The organism is Vibrio iocasae (assembly GCF_042245395.1).
Classification (GTDB): domain Bacteria; phylum Pseudomonadota; class Gammaproteobacteria; order Enterobacterales; family Vibrionaceae; genus Vibrio; species Vibrio iocasae.
The window spans coordinates 1,909,673-1,930,204 of record NZ_CP145310.1; the positions used below are offsets into that span (position 1 = coordinate 1,909,673).

The window sequence follows — 20,532 nt, forward strand, 5'->3', positions numbered from 1 at the left end:
AAAATGTGCCTTGCAAACTACGCAAGGCACCGAGGTGTAGTGAATAGGTAAGATTACATTGCGTAAGCAGACAGCTGAGAATCGTTTGCTACTACGGTGTTCAGATTATTAAGTACTTCATCAGAAGTCACGTTTTCTGAACTATACACTGCAGCGAAGTTTTGCTTAGCCAGAGCGTTAAAGCTTGCTTTGTCCTGAGCTTCGATACCCCATACTTCCGCTAATGTTGCAAGAGTTTCACCGTCACCTTTAGCAATATCGCGAGCAAGGTTGTCCATATTGCCGTCGATAAACATCGCTAATTTCTGTTTAGAGTCGATAGTACCTGTACCATCACAACCAAGCGTACCAAAGGTAATACCAAATGTTTGGTTACCAAATGTACCGTTGGTTGTTGCAGCAACCACTTTAGATACTTTCCCTGACTTTCCGTCGAATAGCATAGTACCTAAACCACAACCGATGTCTTCATCGGCCATTGCAAGATTTGCGAATGGTAGGGTTGCTGCTAGCGTAGCCACTGCGAAGATTTTTTTCATCATAAATATCCTTAAAGTTGACTTATTAATTATTCTTCCATAACCATTTAGGTCACTGTTGAGCATATATCATCGTTTGCATATTGAGCAATAATATAAATAACCCTCTGAATCAACTTCAAAAATATTTAACGTATAGGCTTAAAAGTAAGACCGTAAACTTAGACCTAGCGCAGACAATTTCGTCTTATCGTTACCATGCTTATTCTTCATAAAGGTATAGCTTAAGTCGATTGCCAAATTTTCCGTTAAATACATAGGACCGCCAACAGTGAACCCCAGACCATCCCCCTCACCCAACACTTTTCCATACAGTTCAAACCCAGATTCAACCCATATAGAACGAACGCCTAAGCTCCAGATTAACTTAGTTTTTTTATCCCGAATTGCATAATTGTTGCCAGGAATGAACTTCCCAGATAGGTCATTATTGTTATGGGATGCACCAGCTTCAACGGTAAAGTCAGTATCCTGATTAATATGGTACGCATATCCAAATAAACCTTCAGTTTGCTTCATATCGCCATCAAGTTTAAGGCCACCCCTCGTGAGGAATCTATTTCATCGACTGTAGCCATCTGGTGAGATAAAGAGACATAGTAATCAGGGGAGAGCTGGTAAGAGAACGTACCTCCAAACCCTTTAGATTTGAAGTCGTAGCTACGCCCTGCAGTTTCAACCGTAAGTTTCCCTAATCCACCGCCAAGTTCTGCATAGGTGTAAGAAAGGTTGGATGCATGAGCGATACCGTGGCCGGATGCGAGCGCGAAAATAATAGGTAAGGTTTTGAACTTCATTTGTAGCCCCAAAATAACAAAAGGTAATTGGTGAGACAGAGGGTCTCTTTGGGGCTGATAGTATTTGAGCAACGGTTACCTTTTCGTTAACGGTTGCTCAAAGATATCGAACTAAGATTATTCTGATTCAGCTTCCGGCTTAGCTGGCTTCTTTTTCTTAGGGATAAATACAGAGTCACCAACGGCAACGTTCTGGTAGAAACCTTTATCGCGTTTCGCTGGTTTCTTCGGAGTGCGCTTCACTTTAGCTTGATGGCGCTTAACATCTGTTTTGCCTTTATTAAAGCCAGGTTTCTTCGGTTTAAGACCTTTGAACTTACCTTGCAATCCTTCAAGAACAGAAAACTCGATAGATTGCTGTAAGAAGTTTTCGACTCGTTTAAAACTATCCCAGTCTTTTGGACCAACCAGAGAAATCGCAGTTCCTTTATTACCTGCGCGGCCAGTACGACCGACACGGTGAACGTACTCTTCCGTGTGCTTAGGCATGTCGAAGTTAATAACATGGGTAACGTTAGCAATATCAAGACCACGGGAAGCAACGTCAGTTGTCACAAGGATCTTAAATACTGCACGCTCAAACTGACTCATGATGGTATTACGCTGAGTCTGATTCAGATTCCCACTCAGAGCGACTGCTTTTAGCTTTTTCTCATTGAGCTCTTTAGTTAGCCTTTCAGTATCAACTCGTGTTGCAGTAAAGATAATAATCTGACGATACTCAGCTTCACTGATGATTCTGTTTAGAATTGCTTCTTTATGATCCAGATGGTCACACAAATAGAATGACTGAGTGATGTCCTTGTGCTCTTCATTCGAAACACCGATAGAAATACGCTTAGGTGCATCCAGCATTTCTGCTGCAATATCATTTACTTCAGCATGATCCAAAGTTGCAGAAAACATAAGTGTCTGGCGACGTCTGTGCTTTGCCGCATTTGAAATACGACGAAGTTCAGGTGCAAAACCCAAATCAAGCATACGGTCAGCTTCATCCAGAATCAGTGTATCAACACCATCTAAGAACAGAGAGCGATGCTCTAGGTGATCGGCCAGACGCCCAGGTGTCGCAACGATGAATTTCGGGTAACGACGCAGAGCTTTAACCTGATCATTAAAGTTTTCACCACCTAGAATCAATGTCGCGGTATAAGAGAGACCGCCAAGCATACTTCTTAGCTCGCCATATACCTGCTTTGCCAGTTCACGAGTTGGCGCAAGGATAATTCCACGAGGATCGCGGGCAGAGAACGCTTTCGTTTTTAACGCTTTATGCAACATTGGCAGAACAAAGGCTAGCGTCTTACCAGAACCTGTCTTAGAAGATGCAAGCAGATCCTTTCCAGCCATTGCAACAGGGATTGCTTGCTGCTGAATATCGGTTGCCTGCTTAAAGTCATAGTGACTCAGGTTTTTTAGTAAGCGGTTATCAAGGCCTAAATCTTTAAATTGCAATGGACTCTCCAGAAGTAACTCGTATATGGGAAAAAATAGCGCGGTATTTTAACCTGAACAATATCGGATAGATATAGATCACATAAAAAATAATAGAACAATTTTTAATCTACCTATTGCTATATTCGCTTTTAGGAATATAATCATCGACAACATTTCAATAGTTCTTGAAATGTTGAACTAATAACAAAAGAGGCTCATTGTGAATCGTGATAACGCAACACAAATTTTCGACTGTTTATCTTCTGGTGTCCGCTTGGATATCTGGAGAAGCTTGATCAAAGAAGGACAATCCGGGAAAGTTGCCGGTGAACTGGCAAGAGAGTTGGACATAGCGCCAAACTCTGTGTCATTTCATCTAAAGGCTTTACTGCATGCAGATTTGGTCTCTGTACAGCAAGAAGGTCGCTTCCAACGTTACAGAGCTAACATTCCCATGATGAACTCGTTGATCGACTACTTAACTGAAGAGTGCTGCGTGAATCAGGACGATGAGTCTTGCGAAGTTCAGGGCCAGGTGTGTCGTTAATAATAAAAATATAAGGTTAGGAAAATGGGTATATTCGAGCGTTTTTTAAGTGTTTGGGTTGGTCTGGGAATGGCAATCGGTATTGCCGGAGGGTTAGCATTTCCAGGGTTGTTTACATTTTTGGGTGATCTGCAATACGCACAGATCAACATGGTTATCGCAGTGCTTATCTGGCTGATGATCTATCCAATGATGCTTCAGGTCGATTTCGGTTCTGTCAGTCAGATCCACAAGCGCCCCAAAGGTTTAGTCATTACTGTCATCATCAACTGGTTGGTTAAACCTTTTACAATGGCGTTACTGGCGATGCCATTTATGCGCCACATTTTTGGTCCATGGATCTCACCAGAGCTGGGTGAGCAATATATTGCGGGTATGATCCTGTTAGGTGTTGCGCCATGCACTGCAATGGTCTTTGTATGGAGCCAGTTAACTAAAGGTGACGCAAACTATACGGTTGTTCAGGTGGCTATCAATGACCTGATTATGGTGGTGGCTTTTGCTCCAATTGCAGCATTTCTGCTTGGCGTGACTGATATAACCGTACCTTGGGATACTTTACTGCTATCTGTTTCGCTTTTTGTAGTCATTCCGCTCGTCGCAGGTGCTCTGACTCGCCATATGATTAAAAGCCAACAGAAAGTCGATTCTCTGGCTGCGAAAATGAAGCCTCTCTCTATCGTTGGTTTAGTAGGTACCGTCATTCTACTGTTTGGTTTCCAGGCTGAAACCATTGTGGCAAACCCTACAGACATTGTACTGATAGCTATTCCACTTTTGATTCAGACTTACCTGATTTTTGCTGTGGCATATGTTTGGATGAAAAAATGGGGACAACCGCACAGCGTTGCTGCTCCGGGTGCAATGATCGGTGCATCGAATTTCTTTGAACTTGCTGTCGCTGTCGCGATCAGTTTGTTCGGCATTCACTCTGGCGCTGCTTTAGCAACAGTAGTAGGAGTATTGGTTGAGGTGCCTGTTATGCTCTCTTTAGTTGCTTACGCAAACCGAACGAAAGAGCAATTTCAGCCTGATACGAGTTTAGCTAATTAAGCGTTAACCGTTCCAAAAATGAGTCCCAACTTTGAAGAGTTGGGACTTTTTTTGTTATCAGTCATTGATACAACTGATCTTTAATACATTTCGCGCTACACTAGCGTTTGTACTCAAGTGACCTTAAGGTGCTGCTCTAGAAGTGATACCTTAAGGTTGTTTGAATATAAGTTAGTAGTGGTGTTACCAGACATCTCTGGTTTTTAATAACAAGGAGTTCATATGAACAAGAAGTTGATGCTTACAGTTGGCCTAAGTTCAGTTGCACTATTAGCAGGTTGTGCGTCTGGTCCTGACGAAGAAACAACAAGTCAAATCAGTGCATTAAGCGCACAGGTTGAAGAGTTAAGCAAAGAAGTAGATATGCTAAAAGCAAGTCAAGGCGATGCAATGGCAGCTAAAGACGCAGCAATGGCAGCAGAACAAGCAAAAGAAGCAGCGATGGCTGCACAAGCAGAAGCTGATCGTGCAAACGAGCGTATCGATAACATTGCTCAGTCCTACACTAAGTAAATTTTATAGCTCTTAATTTGCAAAATAAGCCTTCATCTGAAGGCTTATTTTATTTCTGCTCTACCTCTTTGAGTACCACTCCCAAGTTCGAAGACCGCATGACCCAATTGTACTAAAGTGTCCAACTTTGGTGATGTTTTAGGGTTTAAAGCTTTATAGATACTAGGCCGGCTTTTGAGGGTCGTCATTCTTTGAACCTTTTGAACGCCTAGCTCTTCTACAAACCCTTTGATAGCTGCCTGAAAGATATCCGGACGATTCTGGACTATCGCCTCCCAAGCCGCCTGCTTTAGTATTTCTTCCATGTTTTTTGGGTTTATCATCGGCTCATCAGCATACCTGCCATCAGAGTTTGACAGACTTAACAATTGTTCTGCTGAAATCTTCGCTTCATCCCACTCTAGTAAACCATCAACAATGGCAAAGGCACAAAAGTCTTCTACAGCATCAAAAGGCGGCTGAAAAAAAAGCGTTTCCAGATCAACCGTACACGTATACCCATTATTGAACTCGAGCTCTAAAATGAAACCTGATTCCCAATCGACATTGACTATAGATAGCATCAGTTAATCCTCCTTATCTGGTTGCCCTTTACAGCTTTATTCCACTCAACGATCAGCGCCTGTTGATATTGGCAAATATATGACTCCGCCTTTTTACGCTGCTTGTCGGGTAAATAGCCTGCCAGTATTTCTACAGCGTCTATTGCAATGGAAGCCTCAAAGTCCCCGTAAGACACATGAAGATGAGGTCTGTGATGAAAATCTTCATCTAGATATCTCATACAAAATTTCAATCCAAGCAGTCGTTTTAGTATCTCTGGCATTGTTAGAGTCGAATAGAGAATAGCTCTGTATCTTTTAGGATACAAGTCCATTCTTAGAAAATTTAAGGTTCAGAGATTAAATACAATTTCCTAAGCTAAAGAGGATGAATTAAGAATGAAACTTTCTCTATCTTTGACAAAGTGTTAGCTCACTTGTACTAAGCTTCACAAGTCTTATTTCTCAAAGGAATCAACATGGCTGGAGCTAGCTTACTTACCCTTCTGGATGATATCGCCACTGTACTTGATGACGTCGCACTACTTTCAAAAGTAGCGGCAAAGAAAACCGCTGGGGTATTGGGTGATGACCTTGCATTAAACGCCCAGCAAGTCTCAGGGGTAAATGCTGAAAGAGAGATTCCTGTCGTTTGGGCCGTAGCCAAGGGATCATTTCTCAATAAATGTATTTTAGTCCCTGCTGCACTTCTAATCAGCACCATTGCACCCTGGCTTATAACACCACTGCTTATGCTTGGGGGCTTGTATCTTTGTTTCGAGGGTGCAGAGAAAGTTCTCGAAAAGCTATTTCATACCAATCATGACAATGAAGATAAAACAGAAAGTGTCCTGTTCGACGATGAAACACTCGAAGAGTATGAGAAACGCAAAGTAAAAGGTGCTATCCGTACCGACTTTATTTTGTCTGCTGAGATCATCGTCATTGCATTGGGTACGGTTCAGGGTGCAAGCACAACGACTCAGATTGCGGTTGTGAGTTTTATTGCGGTATTAATGACAGTTGGCGTGTACGGTTTAGTCGCAGGCATAGTAAAACTGGATGATCTTGGTTTTTATCTATTAGATAAAGGGAAAAGTACAGGCTTAAAAGCCATGCTAGGTGAATCTCTTGTGTCTTTTGCTCCTAAGTTGATGCGCTTCCTGACCATAGTGGGCACTGCTGCAATGTTCCTGGTAGGTGGTGGTATTGTGGTACATGGAGTTCCCGCAGTACATCATTTGATAGAACCGATCCTTTATCAACTGCCTCACATCGCCATTATCGAAGCCATTGTTCCAATTATCTTCAACGGTTTAGTCGGGATGATCTCGGGTCTAATGGTTGTAGGAGCATCCACCATTTTTAGAAAACTAAATAGATAAAACCGTCTTATAATGCGGGGCCCGCTATCTCTGTTGGCACCCCGCTCTGCACCAAGATTGCAGCGCGCGCCTTTGTCATTGGGTGACCAAACTCACTCATCCACCACTCTAATTCTTGTGGCGCCTGAAGCACTTCTTTATTGCCATTGCTATCGGTTAGTGGTTCATGAACTTCAATAAAAAGGGTTCTATCTGGTTCCAATGCAATCTTAATAGGGTTGTTTACCACTCTTACCTTCTCTCCTCTTGCAGCCTGATTAAACAACCACTCTATATGAGGAGGCTCCATGCGAATACAGCCTGAGCTAACACGCAGCCCGATACCAAAGTCCTTGTTGGTCCCATGAATCAGGTATTCGCCAACACCATGGGCAAGTCGCATTGCGTAATCACCCAGAGGATTTTCAGGGCCGGCTGGCACCACTTTCGGTAGCTCGATACCCTTACTTAAATACTCGTTGCGAATATTCTGTGTTGGTGTCCAGGTCGGATGGCGGATTTTCTCATTGATATGAGTCGTCATCACTGGTGTATCTCTGCCAATTCGACCAATACCAACAGGGAAGATATGAACAATCGGTTCATTCTTATCAAAGTAGTAGAGACGCAGCTCCGCAAGGTTGATAACGATGCCTTCTCTGTCTTCGGTAGGAAGGATAAATTGTGAAGGAATAGTGAGAATAGTGCCGCCTTCTGGAAGAAAAGGGTCAACCCCTTTATTTGCAGCCATCAATGAAAGGAAGCCTACATCATAGGCTTTGGCAATATCTGCCATTGTTTCGCCCTGAGTCACCACATGATTTTGCAGCTTGCCGACCATATGACTTCCATCCTCAGGAAGGGGGTAGCTTGCTGCAAAAGCCATACTACTGAGCAGTAGTGACACCAAAGCAATTATACGGCAGACATTCATCAAGTAAGATCCTTCACAACTTTGTATAAAGCTAAGGCTATCTCTCTTTGTACCTTAGGATCAACTACCAGGGCAGGATAATTCTACTGCAGCCAAGTCAGCACGAGCTAATTACGCCTCGAAGTATTTAACGTGAGTGCAGCTTTTTTAGTAAGTCAGAAGTTTGAATCTCGATATCAGTTGCTTCTTGAAGAGCGATAACGCCTTCCATCAACTTCACAGGTAATGCTCGGTTGGAGCAAAGATAGATCAGGTCCAATTTAGAGTTTTGTACAACTGTCGATAATCCAGAAAGATCTTCCACACCGTCAAGGAAAGTGATGTTATACCCCTTACCACTTAACTCCAATGCGGAAACCCAGGCAGGTAGATGCCCTACGCTGTCCAGGTTTATCACTAATGCTTTACCCTTTTTAAAAGCTCGGTTTTCCGCTTCGATAATACTTGTCACTTTACTTATCATCAGAGACTGAAACAGTGCTTTATGAAGAGAGCGTTGGGGAGCTTTGATGCGTTCAATTCTCTCTAGAGCAGGGAAGAAAAACTGAGTCTTAAAAATATCCAATGGATACTCCTTCATGACCGTTGCAATCAAACTTTCAGCTTTTCCTTTGTTTAGAGCACCTAATGCGGACATTAACTCCTCTACCTCAGCCAGCTTGTCAGCTTCTTTCTCTTCATGGACATAGTTGTCGCTATCGATCAAAGCTTTCACTTTACCGATAGAAACCCCTTTGACTAACCAGCTCTGAATGAGTTTAATTCGCTCTATATCATCATCGGTATATAATCGGTGACCAGACTCGGTACGTTGAGGCAATATAAGACCATATCTCCGCTGCCAGGCTCGCAACGTCACTGGCTTTACACCTGTAATTTCAGATACTTCTCGAATCGCGTATAGCTTCATCTATTCTTGTTCTTCTGTGCTTTCCCGTCACGCATAATTCAACCTCACAACTCTGTGCAAGAACTCTGTTTATATGCGCCTGATAGATAACAAACTAGTTCTATATCTCTGTATAACATGCAATATGCCTTTTTGCTCTCTTTAAAAAGCAGTTTTTGAACTAGCCCAGAATATGCAACAAAACATTGTCATCTTTCCGGCAACTTCACCAAGGTTTTTGTACCTAATTAGAGTGATATCAAAAACACCTGCGTTAATATTGAACAGGCAAATCGATTGCTTTCTCCGTTTAAACAATTTTAGTTATTAACATCTAGATATTGATCAAACCAACACCATTTTGTGAGGAATCTCTCATAGATCCTTTTTAGGCAAGGCTATTATTACCTCAAGCAGAAACGATAACTATCAACATATTTAGTTATTAAAGTGCATAATTTTATCAATTAGCTTTATATAAGACTGGAGAAACCGTAATGGCAACCCCTCATATCAACGCACAACCAGGTGATTTCGCAGAAACTGTCCTAATGCCAGGCGACCCGCTACGCGCAAAGTACATCGCAGAAACTTTCCTTGAAGATGTAAAACAAGTTTGTGACGTTCGTAATATGTACGGTTTCACTGGTACTTATAAAGGTAAAAAAGTATCTGTAATGGGTCACGGCATGGGTATCCCTTCATGCTGCATCTATGTACACGAGCTAATCGCTGAGTACGGTGTGAAGAACGTTATCCGTGTTGGTAGCTGTGGAGCGGTACGTGACGACGTGAAACTAATGGACGTTGTAATCGGTATGGGTGCTTCTACAGATTCAAAAGTAAACCGTATCCGTTTTAACAACCACGACTTCGCGGCAATCGCTGACTACGGTCTTCTGGAAGAAGCAGTGAAACAAGCTCGTCTCCAGGAAGTACCTGTAAAAGTTGGTAACGTGTTCTCTGCAGACCTTTTCTACACTCCAGAAGCAGACATCTTCGAGAAGATGGAAAAACTGGGCATCCTAGGTGTGGATATGGAAGCAGCAGGTATCTACGGCGTTGCTGCAGACCTTGGTGCAAAAGCTCTGACTATCCTGACAGTATCTGACCACATCATTCGTGGTGAGAAGCTAAGCTCAGAAGAGCGCCAGAAGTCTTTCAACGATATGATGAAAGTCTCTCTGGAAACAGCAATTAACCTATAATTTAAATGCTGTCAGATTTTTCTGACAGCACGCAATCTTCCCAGGGGGCGATCGTGTCAATTGGCAAACTTCCGAGGGACGCTGACGGTTTACAGCTCAACTTTTGTAAAACATTGGCGTGTGACAACTTTGGATTGAGTGAGGCAGATCGGTATGTTCTGCAGCACGTAAACCCGAAGCGTCCAACGATGGTTTGTCGTGAGTGTGGTGCTTTCCCCCCTTTACTCAACAATCAGGAAGTTCTTAACGAACTTCAGCGACTAAGACACGTCCATAGTGACGGTCTTCCTGCATGTCGAAATAAAGAGTGCGAAAACTTCGGACTCTCGGTTCATACCCACAAAACCCTTTATCACGCATTTGGCTATAGCGGCGACAGACAGCGCTATCGTTGTAAGCAATGCCAATCCACTTTTGTCGATAAATGGTCTGGTGCGAATCCTAAAATCCAGTTTCAGGAAAACCTGCTCGCATTACTCTTTACTGGCTACTCAGTCAGAGAAGTATGCCGTAAACTAGAGATTAACCCAAAAACGTTTTACGACCATGTCGATCATATTGCCAGCCGTTGTCGCAGAAAGCTCGCAATGTACGATGCACGTTGGGTAACCCATGAAGAACACTACCATTTCGCATCCAACTATATGCCACTGCAACCCCACAGTGACAATGGTGTGCTTTGGTTTGCGACTGGTGAAGCCGAATCAGGGTATATTCTGACTCAGCACATCAACTACTCAGTGAATGAAGAACCAGAAGGCTCTGTAGATCACAACCCTTACGAAACACCATCAAGATTCGTTTCCCGTAATTATTTCTCCGAAACGAACCTTTCGATGACAAGCCAGTCGAGCGATCTTCACGACAAGATAGATCAGAAGTATCAGATTATTCTGGCAAGGGGTAACGTTGAAGACCCAATGGGTAATATGACCAAGTTCAATTATCCGTCGAAGGGTTCTGTAATAAGAGCACCGTATACTTCTTACGCGCATTATCTGCACCTGCTTGGTATGTGTAGAGAAGGCAAACAAGTTTCTATTTATATGCCGCAGGATCCTGTATTAAGGTCTGCAGCATTAACCATCTGCCTACCAAAAATAAAAGACCAAACTGTCGACCTAATGTATGTCGAAGAAGACTCCGGCTGGAACAATGAGCAGCAACCAGAAAAGATAGACATTGTTCATATGGGTTGGTGGCGCGACAGATGGGCTATTTCTAAACAGAATGAAGGCTCGAAAGGTATCTGTTATCTGGCAGGTAAGAATAACGAACCTAAATACTGGCTTGAAAAGGCAACCGTAGAACACACCAAGTTTTACCAGGACCGTTTTCAGTTACTTTTTGATAGTTTCATCAACGAACCAAGGCGAAAACTGCGTCCAGGTGGCATCCTACCTATGCTGGATATTTTCCGCGCCTGGCACAACCTCTGTTATCAAGACAAAGAGGGGCTTACCCCTGCCCAACGCCTTGGAATTACAGAACAACCAATGACATTAAAGCAACTACTGTCATAAATATCAGCCATAAGATCCTAGTTGGGATGTGAGCGTAAACGAATTTTTTAAGTTCAACATACAATTAATACAATTTTCATTGGTGCGCTAAGCTTAACTAACCATATAATGAATAAGTTGTAACTCATATATCTCATGGACTTAACCTTGGATAAAGCCCACGTTCAACTTGCGAATGAGCTGGATCAGCTCAACGACCGGATTGAGTCAGAAACGGAAGCTGTACTCAACCTGGCCTCTCAATGCCTGCTGCGTACCGATCAGGTCCTTTTTCCCGAAGGCGGGATTCAGGCCTGCATCATTATTTCCAAATGCCACTGGCGATTGATGGATTACGTTTCCGGTATCAAGTACATCAAAGAAGCACTTACCCGCTTAAACCGACTGGATACCGATCTCTATCTACCCGAAATTCTTCATATCCACGCCCTTAACTTCTGGGGGCAAGCGAAGTATTACTCAGCCCAGCAATTCTGGATTAACTCACTTGAGCAAGCCGCTCTGGTTGGAGAAACAGAAATCGAGATTGAATGTTTGATCGGCCTTGGAAACGTGTGGCGCATTACTGAAGAGCACAAGCTTGCGTTATCTACCCACGAGTTAGCCGTTCAGGTTGCGAACAACGCACGAGTAAACTGGCTGGAAGGTAAAGCTCGTATTTTATTGGCTCAGGATCATTATCACCTAAATGATTACACTGAGATGCTGTCAGTGCTCGATGAAGCAGAAGAAGTTTTAAAACATCATCCGGGTCCAAACTGGAAAGCTGAAATATGGGACTTCAGAGGATTAGCATTACTCGGGTTGGAGCGAATTAAAGACGCAGAAGTCGCCACCACAAAAGCCTATGAGATAGCGATTGATAATGATTTGTTGTGGATGAAAACACACACCTTTATCAGTAAAGCCCGCCTAGAGATGATCAAGCAGAATTTTGAAGGGGCAACTGAGTTCCTGAATAACGCTGAAGAATCCGCAAAGAACTTCGACCACGGTGAACTATTATCACAAATTTGCTTCCAGCAATCGGTTGTTGCTGAAAGGCAACAAGATTACGAAAGTGCTTTAATTGCATTTCGTAAATATCGCAAACACTCCATGCAAATGATGAAAGAGCAAACATCCAAGCTCGGCATGGATAAAGCTCGAAGCTCTAAACGCCAGCTCGATCAAAGAGCTCGTAAGCTAATCAACCGTATTCGACGTCAGGTTGAGTTCAATCACGGTGAGCGTGGATATTCCAACCTGGTATCTGAAACATACTGGTGGGAGCAGCTGATTCTATTTAAGAGTGAGCTCAAAGCGACAACTCATGCTGTATTCCTAATCAGTCATGAAAACACGGCATTCCTGGAAGTCTGCATTGAACTGGCTCAGTGCCTATGTAATCGTAACGATCTTCTTTCTCGAATTAGCGAAAACAAAATTGGGATGCTCATCGCGGAGAAAGGTGACAAAGCCGAAGCGATACACGAATTCTTACAACGCATGATTACCGACTATCCTTGGCAAAGAAGAGGTCTGCTCGGCCCGCTACCGAAAGTAACACTGCACGATATTCTCTCCTTCCCATTCACACTAGACCAGTTGGAAGAAGAGGAAAGAAGACTGATGGATAAAGACGATGGATAGACTACTTAACAAAGTATCCGAAGCTGGCTTAGACCCTTCATCAGTTAGGGGTGAAGAGGCTATCGTCTTCTGGGATCACATCAGACAACATATCGCTTCGTCACAGACCGAAAAAGCTTTCTGCTACCTGTTGAGTGCGGAATATCGAACTCAGTTAAATCAGCATAAAGAGAGTATTGATGAACTTCGAAGCGCACTCTCCCTACTTTCACTTCCTGAAGAAGTTGATGAAATCATCACCATAAAAAATAGCCTGAGTGTGCGGTTGATTGAAAGTGGTGCCTATACGGAAGCATTGAAAGAGTTTGTCGACCTTTCTTCCCTAGCGGTTGAGTACAGCCATATTGATGACTATGCAATGGCCGTCTTGGGTATGGGAAATTTATGTGATGCCTATGGCGATCATGCAAGGGCTCTTCGTTATTACCAGAAAATCGATGGAATCGATCACGCAATCGATAGTCGTGCACTTCGACTAAGTTACAAGCTCGATATGGTGTCGTGCCTGATATCTCTTGGCCGCGTATCAGCAGCCAGTAACCTTCTTCGAGAGTGTGAAGAGCTGAGTATTTTGGTAAGTAATAAAGTGCTGGCCGGACAGATAATCTTGCACCAATCTAAGATTTATCGTCGCCAGAAGAAGTACAAAAATGCTCTGAAAACTCTGGCAAAAGCTCACTACTCTATTGATGGCCATAACGCCTCATGGCTTTCTAATATGCTTCGGTTAGAGATGGTTCGTAGCCTGAGTGAAATCGGCAAGAACGATTATGCTGAAGTGATATTAAACCGGACCAAAAAACGAATCGAAGAGTCCTCTTCTCCAGTACTGCTCCAGCAACTCTATGATTCGATGAGTCATGTACTGAGCAAACGAGGTGAGTTCAAAGAAGCCTTAAGCTTCGAGAAGAAAAGCTATCGTGTAACCAATGACCTGATTAAGAGTATCCCTATCAGTGACCTTGGTGCATCTCAGCTTCGACGACTAACACGCTTTGAACTGCAACTGAAGCTGATCATGTCCGAACAGGAAAACAGGGAACTGAAAGAGACAACTGAGAGCCAGAAAGATCAGTTTGCGAAACTACAGAAAGACGTCTTTACCGATCCGTTAACGACGCTGCATAACCGTCGCTGGCTGGATGTGAAACTGAAAGATCTGCTTCTGCACGAAACGCCATTTGCCTTCTTAGTTGTCGATATCGACCACTTTAAATCCATCAACGATGAACTTAGCCACTTAGTTGGTGATAAAGCTATCGTAAATGTGTCTAAAGAGCTTAAAGAACACTTCAGCTTTAAAGGCGCATCATGTGTCCGATTTGGTGGTGAAGAGTTTTTGGTGATCATGGAAAATGCGACGATTGAAAGAGCAGAGTACTATGCCGAGCAATATCGTGAACGTATCTACCAATTCGGCTGGAGAGAAATTCTGGGAGAACGCGGCTTAACAGTAAGTATTGGTATTACCTTGCATAAAGAAGGAGAGAACACTCAACGCACCTTCTACCGTGCTGATAAAGCCCTTTACCGAGCTAAGGCAAACGGGCGAAACCAGGTTTGTATAGAGCTCATTTAACTCGCTTTAATTAAGAAAAGGGTGGCAATCGAAGTGCCACCCTTTCTTTTAACCATGAGCATAATGATTCAAGGACTTAAGCCAAATATCCCTCTGTTTCTCAAGATTCAGCTTCGCTTGCTGATATCTTAATTTAAGTACAGAACGTTCATATTTTTTCACCATATCGCCCTTTTTGCTTTCCAGAAACTGCTTTTTAACCTCGTAGTACTCTTCCAACACATCAACAAAGGCATCAAAATCTTTCTGTAGCTGTGCTAACAACGCTGACGAACCAGCCTTGCTCTTTAGCTTTTCCTGAGTTTTTTGCATTAGCATCGAAGCTTTAGCTCGTTCAATCTTCACACTCGGCGTTCTTCTGAGCTTACTGGTTAACCCAACCCAGCTACCTGCCTTAATCAACCATTTCGTTGGATCATAATCCCACCAGTGGATGCCATTACGATAGTCGTTCTCAAAGATATGGTGGAAATTATGGTAGCCCTCACCAAAAGTGAAAAATGCAAGGATGCCATTGTCACGAGCGGTATTCTTGTCCGTAAACGTTTGACGCCCCCAGATGTGGGCCAATGAATTAATAAAGAAGGTACTGTGATGACTTAAGGTGAGACGAAGTGCACCGACAATCAGAAACATTCCAATAATGTCTCCATGCAACAATCCAAACGATAAAGGAATCAGAATATTGGTTGCCAGAGCAAGTAATATGTAGTTGTTGTGCTGCCACATCACCACCTTGTCTCTTTTCAAGTCACGGCAGTTCTTATACTCATTTTCGCGAGATTTGTTGTAATCACGAAGCATCCAGCCGATGTGTGAGTACCAGAACCCACGTTTAGCGGAGTATGGATCTTTCTCGTTGTCGTCTACAAATTTGTGGTGCATACGGTGGTCAGAAGACCAGTGCAGAGCGCTATTTTGTAACGCAAATGCACCACCAAGCGCATAGAGAACTCTCAACACGATATGTGCTTCGTAGGTTTTATGACTCCACAGGCGATGATAACCCGCTGTGATCGAAAGGTTAGTGAAGCTAAAAGCGACAATAAGCCATATCAGATGCGCCCAGCTATAGCCATAGAAGTACCCATAAAGTGGAGTAACTACCACAGCCAGTATTAGGCTGACAGCAAATATATTGATGTTTAGCCATATAAGGGGCGGTTTTTTTTCATTAACAGAGTCCATAAATCCATATCTTTTATTCAGCTTACACTTGTACGCCAAAGATATCAGCGTACACGTGTAAGTCAAACTAAAAAATAGAGCAAAGTTGGATCTTTAGAATTTAGTCACGGGATAGAAAAAAGGCTCAACTTGCATTGCAAACTGAGCCTTTTAAAACATGGAGCTTGTTACACTCTAAATCGAGAAACCAGATTGGTTAGCGAACTATTTGACTGAGAAACCTGTTCAGTGGCAGCAAGTACTTCCTGCCCGCTTGCCGATAACTGTTCTGCAATCTCTTTAATGCGGTTTACATTGATGCTCACCTCTTCCGTAACCGCACGCTGTTGCTCTGCCGCAGTTGCAATGTTTGAGTTAGAAGACTCTAAGCCAGCAATATGGTGGTTAATCTCACCAATCGACTCGAGTGCATGCTGCGTTGTTGATACAGTGCTATCGAAATCGTTCTTAGCATTATCCATCATATCAACAACCTGGCCAGAGCCGCTGTTCAGGCTATCAAGCATATCGCTTATCTCTTGTGTGCTCTCGCGAGTACGTGCAGCCAGTGCACGTACTTCATCGGCTACCACGGCAAATCCACGGCCCGCTTCACCAGCACGCGCGGCTTCAATTGCAGCATTTAGGGCCAGCAAGTTTGTTTGCTCAGAGATAGCCTGGATGACATCGAGAACTTTCGTGATTTGCTGAGCTTCTTCATTCATGTTTACAGCCTGAAGAGAAGCGCCATCCAGCTCTCCGGCCAAACCAGACATGTCTGAAGAAGTTTGAGAGATAGCCGTGTGCGACTGATCAGCCAAATCATTCAGGTCATGAGCTAACTTAGCACCATCCTTAGCGCCTTGAGCCACTGAGTCTGCCGTTGCGCTCATCTCAGTGACTGCTGATGCCACTTGTTCTGTCTCGCTCTGATGATTCAAAAGAACATCTCGGTTACTTTGAGCAACACTTTCAGCCTGATTTAAACCTGACTCAATCTCTTTAGATGCAGATTCAATTTGAATAATCAGCTGCTGAAGGTTGGAGATGAAGGTGTTGATTGAGTCGGAAATAATTGCCAGATCATCTTTCCCGTTTACCGGCAGCCTTTGTGTCAGGTCAGCATCACCAGATGCCAAGTCTTTAAGAACCGCTTTCAATCGCAGAATTGGCTCGTAAAGCTTAATCATCACCAGATACATAACAACGCCACCAAGAAGTACCGCTAATGCAGCAAATATAATGGTCTTAGACGTCTCTTCACGCAGATCCGAATACAGCTTTTCTTCGTCGGCCGAGATTAGCAACTTAAAGCCTTCGCCACCGTTAAGAGCGACTTCTTTGAAGTAACCAATTTTATCACTTCCTTCAAAAGTGTAATTCACATTGCCACTATCCTGAGCCTGCAATGCTCGGTGTAAGCCCACTAGCTCTTTTGAATACTCGGTAAGAACAGCGCCCACTTGTTGTGGATTCGGGCTCGCAATTACTTTTAGTTCTTTATCCAGTAATAAAGCACTGCCACCTTTAAAGTCGATTTCATCAACTTTCTTAAGCATGGTGTCCAGGCTCAGATCTCCGAGAAGTACCCCTCTTAATTGACCGCCTTTTCGGACAGCAACAGATAGACTGATAACCTGTTTCTTACTTTCAGTATCCTGATAAATTTCAGTAATGTAGATGTCATTGGAGTTCACCGCTCCTTGATACCAGGGCCTTGTTGTTGGATCTAACACTGAAAGCGGATACTGTTTAATCTGTCCTGCAGCACTCAATATGGTCGGATTTCCGTTAGATGCATACGCGACATTCATAAACTCAAGGCTGTCATTGAGCATCAGAAGCAGTTCGTTAATCTCACTCTCTGAGTGATCCAACGCCAAACGCTCTTTAGCACTAACCAGACTGCGAAAATGCTGATCTAGCCAAGCTCGTATTGCCTGAGATTCGTAATTCAATGTTGTTTCGCCCAATGTAGTCACACTTGAATCAATCAAACGTTTTTTCGACTGATAGCTCAGTGTCGAGGCGACAATTAAAGAAATGGTCAGGATCACAAGAATCGAGACATTCAACCGGGTTTTAAATCCAAAATTCATAAAGGGCTCATAAGAAGTTGTGTTTGAATGTTACCGAGGTGTATTTATATTCATGACTTGCCGCAAACAAATATCGATCAGATTGCGGTCAGTTATAGTTTTATTGACAAGCTCAGTCTATTGAAAGAGCTCAGTACATCTCAATTGGAAATAATGATAAATAATTAGTTTACAGTCAATGTGTTTTATAACGAGCACTGGAACAATATCTTAATATTTCAACGCCTTATATCCGCAAACTATAATTTACTAACTTAGTATTATCTTTTTATATGTTACGCAGTTTCGGTTTTTATTTTTAGACTCGTACAAACCTTCATCCGCCGCTTCAACCAATCTACGCGGAGCTAGTTCTTTGCCCGGCAATAGCGAACTGACTCCTAAACTAGCCGTCACGTGGTTCCTGCCAGAACTAGTGTTGTGTGCTATTTCTAGCCCCGCTATTTCAGCTCTTATTTTTTCCGCTACAAACAACGCACCTTCTTTGTCTGTGTCAGGCAAAACAATGGCAAATTCCTCACCACCAACACGAGCGATACGATCTAGCTCTCGTAGTTTCATGCCTGAAAGTGCGTTAGCAACCCGGCGCAAACACTCATCACCTGTATGATGTCCAAAGCTGTCGTTGTAGAGCTTAAAATGGTCTATATCCATCATGATTAGAGATAGGTGAGTATTCGTACGCGAGGCCCTTTCCCACTCTTCTGAAAATATCTCTTCAAAGCGTCTTTTATTATAGAGTCCGGTTAAACCGTCGGTAGTGGAAAGCATAAGCAACTGCTCATTTGTCTCTTCGAGTTGCTGTTGGAGCTCTTCTAATTCTGCGAGCTTTTGGTCAAACTCCAGAGTCTTCTGTCTTAGCGCCTCTTTTTGTTCGAAAAGCTCAATGAATACGCCAACCTTGCCTCTGAATATCTGTTCTTGCAGGGGTTTAAATAGATAATCCACTGCACCCGATTCGTACCCTTTGAAAATGTTCTCTTCGGTTTTAGAACGGGCAGTAACAAAAATAATCGGAATAGATTTTGTTTTCTTATTTCCACGCATCAACTCAGCAACTTCATACCCATCCATTCCGGGCATCTGCACATCAAGTAATACAAGGGCAAAATCATGATCTAGTGTCTGAGCAAGCGCCTCTTCACCAGAAGTTGCTCTAACGAGTTCGACATCGAACTGTTCTAGCAGGCCCTCTAGGGTGATCAGGTTCTCGACCCGATCATCAACAATTAAAATCTTAGGTGTCTGCTTCATATCAACACTCACAAATGCTATTTAAAAAATCACCAATCTCATCGATTGGCACAACATGATCTACTTTTACCGCATCAATAGCAGCCTGAGGCATCGTCTGAACCTCAGCAGACTCCACGGATTGAACCACTGTCAATCCACCATTTTTCTTTATTCGTTCTAACCCTGCTGCACCATCCGAATTCGCACCAGTAAGTACAATGCCTATCAGCTCAGAGCCATAATAATCCGCGGCTGTCTCAAACAAGACATCAATAGAAGGCCGGGAAAAATTAACCGGAGGATCTATCGATAGTGCGACGGAGCCATCAAATTCCACCATCATGTGATAGTTGGGTGGCGCAATATAAAGAAACCCTCTCTTTATCGGTTCTTTATCGTCCGCCTCTTTCACCTTAAGAGATGAGCGATTAGCAAAATGGGAAGCGAGGTAGCTTTCAACATTAGGGCTAATGTGCTGAACCAGAAGCACGGGAAGGCAAAAGCTAGGTTTAAGCCTTTTCAGAATCTGTTCCATTGCTGCCAAACCACCGGCTGAAGCTCCGATGACAACGGCTCTATACAACGAATTTCCACAATTTACTGGCATAACACACCTCTTCTTAGGCTCTACCCTTAACTTGATCGCTTCTTCCGATAAATTTTCTCCCGCTCAGAAACAAGTTCAAAGCGATCAGCAATATCGGCAAACCTCAGACTTTCTTTAGAACCCAAACATAAAAAACCACCCGGAACCAGACTGTCGTAAAACAGTTGGAACACTTTGTTCTGCAGTTCACGATTAAAATAGATAAGAACATTACGGCAGAATATGATGTTCATCTCACCAAACACACCATCCGTAGCAAGGTTGTGAGGGGTAAAAAGAACTTTCTCACGCAATCGGCTCTGCATGATGACATGGTCATAATCCGCAGTGTAATAGTCAGAGAACGAGCACGTCCCGCCTGAGGCCTGGTAATTGGTGGTGTATTGACGCACCAGGTCCATTGGGTAAATGCCTTTTTGAGCCTTATCCAGAATTGCTTCATTAAAATCAGTAGCATAAATCTGAGCCCTGTCGATCATGCCCTCTTCTTCCAGCAAGATTCCCATCGAATACACTTCCTGACCAGCAGAACAACCTGCATGCCAGACTTTAATAAACGGATAGGTCTGGAGGTGGGGAAAGACGACTTCTCTGACCCTTTTATAGAACCACGGGTCACGAAACATCTCTGTTACGTTGATAGAAAGATCCAACAAAATCTGTTCAAAGAACTTAGGCTCATGAATAACACGATGCTGCATTTCGGAATAGTTGCTCATTCTTTCTGTCGCACGACGATACTCCAGACGTCGACGCGTATGTGCAAGAGAGTATTCACGAAAGTCGTAGCCATACTTTCTGTATATGGCTTCCAGGAACAGTTGGATCTCTAGCTGTTCGTTACTGATTACGGACTCTTCACTCAT

21 protein-coding genes are annotated in these 20,532 nt (G+C 43.2%); 8 read left to right on the forward strand and 13 right to left on the reverse strand.

The genetic code is table 11. The features are described from left to right. Positions 1 to 53: 53 nt before the first annotated feature. The 4 genes from SNR28_RS08525 to SNR28_RS08540 form a co-directional block, all read right to left on the reverse strand. Complete coding sequence (locus SNR28_RS08525; RefSeq protein ID WP_375749920.1) at positions 54 to 539, reverse strand: DUF3015 domain-containing protein; 486 nt, start codon at positions 537 to 539, stop codon at positions 54 to 56. Positions 540 to 680: 141 nt separating this feature from the next. Further along, positions 681 to 1,058, reverse strand: coding sequence for a hypothetical protein (locus tag SNR28_RS08530; RefSeq protein ID WP_375748785.1), 378 nt, complete (start codon positions 1,056 to 1,058; stop codon positions 681 to 683). Continuing rightward, positions 1,055 to 1,336, reverse strand: a complete 282-nt coding sequence (locus tag SNR28_RS08535; protein ID WP_375748786.1) for a hypothetical protein — start codon at positions 1,334 to 1,336, stop codon at positions 1,055 to 1,057. The genes SNR28_RS08530 and SNR28_RS08535 overlap by 4 nt, the downstream gene beginning before the upstream one ends. 117 nt (positions 1,337 to 1,453) lie before the next feature. Beyond that, positions 1,454 to 2,803, reverse strand: a complete 1,350-nt coding sequence (locus SNR28_RS08540; RefSeq protein ID WP_375749921.1) for a DEAD/DEAH box helicase — start codon at positions 2,801 to 2,803, stop codon at positions 1,454 to 1,456. A gap of 190 nt (positions 2,804 to 2,993) precedes the next feature. On the opposite strand from SNR28_RS08540, the gene SNR28_RS08545 reads away from it, so the two are divergent. From SNR28_RS08545 to SNR28_RS08555, 3 genes are all read left to right on the forward strand, one after another. After that, entirely contained in the window at positions 2,994 to 3,320 is a 327-nt protein-coding gene (locus SNR28_RS08545) for an ArsR/SmtB family transcription factor (RefSeq protein WP_375748787.1), read from the forward strand. A gap of 24 nt (positions 3,321 to 3,344) precedes the next feature. Beyond that, a complete protein-coding gene (gene arsB, locus SNR28_RS08550; protein WP_375748788.1) occupies positions 3,345 to 4,373 on the forward strand; it encodes an ACR3 family arsenite efflux transporter in 1,029 nt (342 codons plus the stop codon). 222 nt (positions 4,374 to 4,595) lie between these two features. Beyond that, on the forward strand, positions 4,596 to 4,886 hold the full coding sequence (locus tag SNR28_RS08555) for an Lpp/OprI family alanine-zipper lipoprotein (protein ID WP_375748789.1): 291 nt from the start codon (positions 4,596 to 4,598) through the stop codon (positions 4,884 to 4,886). A 44-nt stretch (positions 4,887 to 4,930) separates the two neighbouring features. Here SNR28_RS08555 and SNR28_RS08560 read toward each other — a convergent pair whose 3' ends face one another. Both SNR28_RS08560 and SNR28_RS08565 read right to left on the reverse strand, forming a co-directional pair. Next, complete coding sequence (locus tag SNR28_RS08560) at positions 4,931 to 5,449, reverse strand: DNA-binding protein (protein WP_375748790.1); 519 nt, start codon at positions 5,447 to 5,449, stop codon at positions 4,931 to 4,933. After that, complete coding sequence (locus SNR28_RS08565) at positions 5,449 to 5,763, reverse strand: DUF4160 domain-containing protein (RefSeq protein ID WP_375748791.1); 315 nt, start codon at positions 5,761 to 5,763, stop codon at positions 5,449 to 5,451. Before SNR28_RS08565 ends, SNR28_RS08560 begins: the two co-directional genes overlap by 1 nt. A 144-nt stretch (positions 5,764 to 5,907) precedes the next feature. Here SNR28_RS08565 and SNR28_RS08570 point away from each other — a divergent pair, with 144 nt between their 5' ends. After that, positions 5,908 to 6,813: a DUF808 domain-containing protein gene (locus SNR28_RS08570; RefSeq protein WP_375748792.1), complete on the forward strand. Its 906-nt coding sequence runs from the start codon at positions 5,908 to 5,910 to the stop codon at positions 6,811 to 6,813. 7 nt (positions 6,814 to 6,820) lie between these two features. Here the strand turns inward: SNR28_RS08570 and SNR28_RS08575 are convergent, their stop codons facing one another. Beyond that, complete coding sequence (locus tag SNR28_RS08575; RefSeq protein ID WP_375748793.1) at positions 6,821 to 7,726, reverse strand: L,D-transpeptidase family protein; 906 nt, start codon at positions 7,724 to 7,726, stop codon at positions 6,821 to 6,823. Positions 7,727 to 7,853: 127 nt separating this feature from the next. Continuing rightward, on the reverse strand, positions 7,854 to 8,636 hold the full coding sequence (locus SNR28_RS08580) for a MerR family transcriptional regulator (RefSeq protein WP_375748794.1): 783 nt from the start codon (positions 8,634 to 8,636) through the stop codon (positions 7,854 to 7,856). Positions 8,637 to 9,112: 476 nt separating this feature from the next. Here SNR28_RS08580 and deoD point away from each other — a divergent pair, with 476 nt between their 5' ends. From deoD to SNR28_RS08600, 4 genes are all read left to right on the forward strand, one after another. Next, positions 9,113 to 9,823: a purine-nucleoside phosphorylase gene (deoD, locus tag SNR28_RS08585; protein ID WP_375748795.1), complete on the forward strand. Its 711-nt coding sequence runs from the start codon at positions 9,113 to 9,115 to the stop codon at positions 9,821 to 9,823. Between the two features lie 53 nt (positions 9,824 to 9,876). Continuing rightward, complete coding sequence (locus SNR28_RS08590) at positions 9,877 to 11,346, forward strand: lactate dehydrogenase (protein ID WP_375748796.1); 1,470 nt, start codon at positions 9,877 to 9,879, stop codon at positions 11,344 to 11,346. A 147-nt stretch (positions 11,347 to 11,493) separates the two neighbouring features. Beyond that, entirely contained in the window at positions 11,494 to 12,978 is a 1,485-nt protein-coding gene (locus tag SNR28_RS08595; protein ID WP_375748797.1) for a hypothetical protein, read from the forward strand. Next, on the forward strand, positions 12,971 to 14,557 hold the full coding sequence (locus SNR28_RS08600) for a diguanylate cyclase (protein WP_375748798.1): 1,587 nt from the start codon (positions 12,971 to 12,973) through the stop codon (positions 14,555 to 14,557). The genes SNR28_RS08595 and SNR28_RS08600 overlap by 8 nt, the downstream gene beginning before the upstream one ends. Positions 14,558 to 14,605: 48 nt before the next feature. On the opposite strand, the gene SNR28_RS08605 is transcribed toward SNR28_RS08600, so the two are convergent. The 5 genes from SNR28_RS08605 to SNR28_RS08625 form a co-directional block, all read right to left on the reverse strand. Further along, positions 14,606 to 15,745, reverse strand: a complete 1,140-nt coding sequence (locus SNR28_RS08605) for a fatty acid desaturase (protein WP_375748799.1) — start codon at positions 15,743 to 15,745, stop codon at positions 14,606 to 14,608. A 167-nt stretch (positions 15,746 to 15,912) separates the two neighbouring features. Then, a complete protein-coding gene (locus tag SNR28_RS08610; protein WP_375748800.1) occupies positions 15,913 to 17,823 on the reverse strand; it encodes a methyl-accepting chemotaxis protein in 1,911 nt (636 codons plus the stop codon). A 249-nt stretch (positions 17,824 to 18,072) separates the two neighbouring features. After that, positions 18,073 to 19,077 (reverse strand): diguanylate cyclase, encoded by a 1,005-nt coding sequence (locus SNR28_RS08615; RefSeq protein ID WP_375748801.1) that lies wholly within the window; start codon positions 19,075 to 19,077, stop codon positions 18,073 to 18,075. Between the two features lies 1 nt (position 19,078). Beyond that, positions 19,079 to 19,666 (reverse strand): chemotaxis protein CheB, encoded by a 588-nt coding sequence (locus SNR28_RS08620; RefSeq protein ID WP_375748802.1) that lies wholly within the window; start codon positions 19,664 to 19,666, stop codon positions 19,079 to 19,081. 26 nt (positions 19,667 to 19,692) lie between these two features. Further along, positions 19,693 to 20,532, reverse strand: coding sequence for a CheR family methyltransferase (locus SNR28_RS08625; protein WP_375748803.1), 840 nt, complete (start codon positions 20,530 to 20,532; stop codon positions 19,693 to 19,695).

Excerpts from the sequence above, each read along its gene's own strand:
- SNR28_RS08560 (WP_375748790.1), bottom strand. The coding sequence starts at position 5,449 with ATGCTATCTATAGTCAATGTCGATTGGGAATCAGGTTTCATTTTAGAG.
- SNR28_RS08620 (WP_375748802.1), bottom strand. The coding sequence starts at position 19,666 with ATGCCAGTAAATTGTGGAAATTCGTTGTATAGAGCCGTTGTCATCGGA.
- SNR28_RS08570 (WP_375748792.1), top strand. The coding sequence starts at position 5,908 with ATGGCTGGAGCTAGCTTACTTACCCTTCTGGATGATATCGCCACTGTA.
- SNR28_RS08530 (WP_375748785.1), bottom strand. The coding sequence starts at position 1,058 with ATGAAGCAAACTGAAGGTTTATTTGGATATGCGTACCATATTAATCAG.
- SNR28_RS08610 (WP_375748800.1), bottom strand. The coding sequence starts at position 17,823 with ATGAATTTTGGATTTAAAACCCGGTTGAATGTCTCGATTCTTGTGATC.
- SNR28_RS08575 (WP_375748793.1), bottom strand. The coding sequence starts at position 7,726 with ATGAATGTCTGCCGTATAATTGCTTTGGTGTCACTACTGCTCAGTAGT.
- SNR28_RS08625 (WP_375748803.1), bottom strand. The coding sequence starts at position 20,532 with ATGAGTGAAGAGTCCGTAATCAGTAACGAACAGCTAGAGATCCAACTG.
- arsB (WP_375748788.1), top strand. The coding sequence starts at position 3,345 with ATGGGTATATTCGAGCGTTTTTTAAGTGTTTGGGTTGGTCTGGGAATG.
- SNR28_RS08615 (WP_375748801.1), bottom strand. The coding sequence starts at position 19,077 with ATGAAGCAGACACCTAAGATTTTAATTGTTGATGATCGGGTCGAGAAC.
- SNR28_RS08605 (WP_375748799.1), bottom strand. The coding sequence starts at position 15,745 with ATGGACTCTGTTAATGAAAAAAAACCGCCCCTTATATGGCTAAACATC.
- SNR28_RS08525 (WP_375749920.1), bottom strand. The coding sequence starts at position 539 with ATGAAAAAAATCTTCGCAGTGGCTACGCTAGCAGCAACCCTACCATTC.
- SNR28_RS08565 (WP_375748791.1), bottom strand. The coding sequence starts at position 5,763 with ATGGACTTGTATCCTAAAAGATACAGAGCTATTCTCTATTCGACTCTA.
- SNR28_RS08555 (WP_375748789.1), top strand. The coding sequence starts at position 4,596 with ATGAACAAGAAGTTGATGCTTACAGTTGGCCTAAGTTCAGTTGCACTA.
- deoD (WP_375748795.1), top strand. The coding sequence starts at position 9,113 with ATGGCAACCCCTCATATCAACGCACAACCAGGTGATTTCGCAGAAACT.
- SNR28_RS08535 (WP_375748786.1), bottom strand. The coding sequence starts at position 1,336 with ATGAAGTTCAAAACCTTACCTATTATTTTCGCGCTCGCATCCGGCCAC.
- SNR28_RS08600 (WP_375748798.1), top strand. The coding sequence starts at position 12,971 with ATGGATAGACTACTTAACAAAGTATCCGAAGCTGGCTTAGACCCTTCA.
- SNR28_RS08580 (WP_375748794.1), bottom strand. The coding sequence starts at position 8,636 with ATGAAGCTATACGCGATTCGAGAAGTATCTGAAATTACAGGTGTAAAG.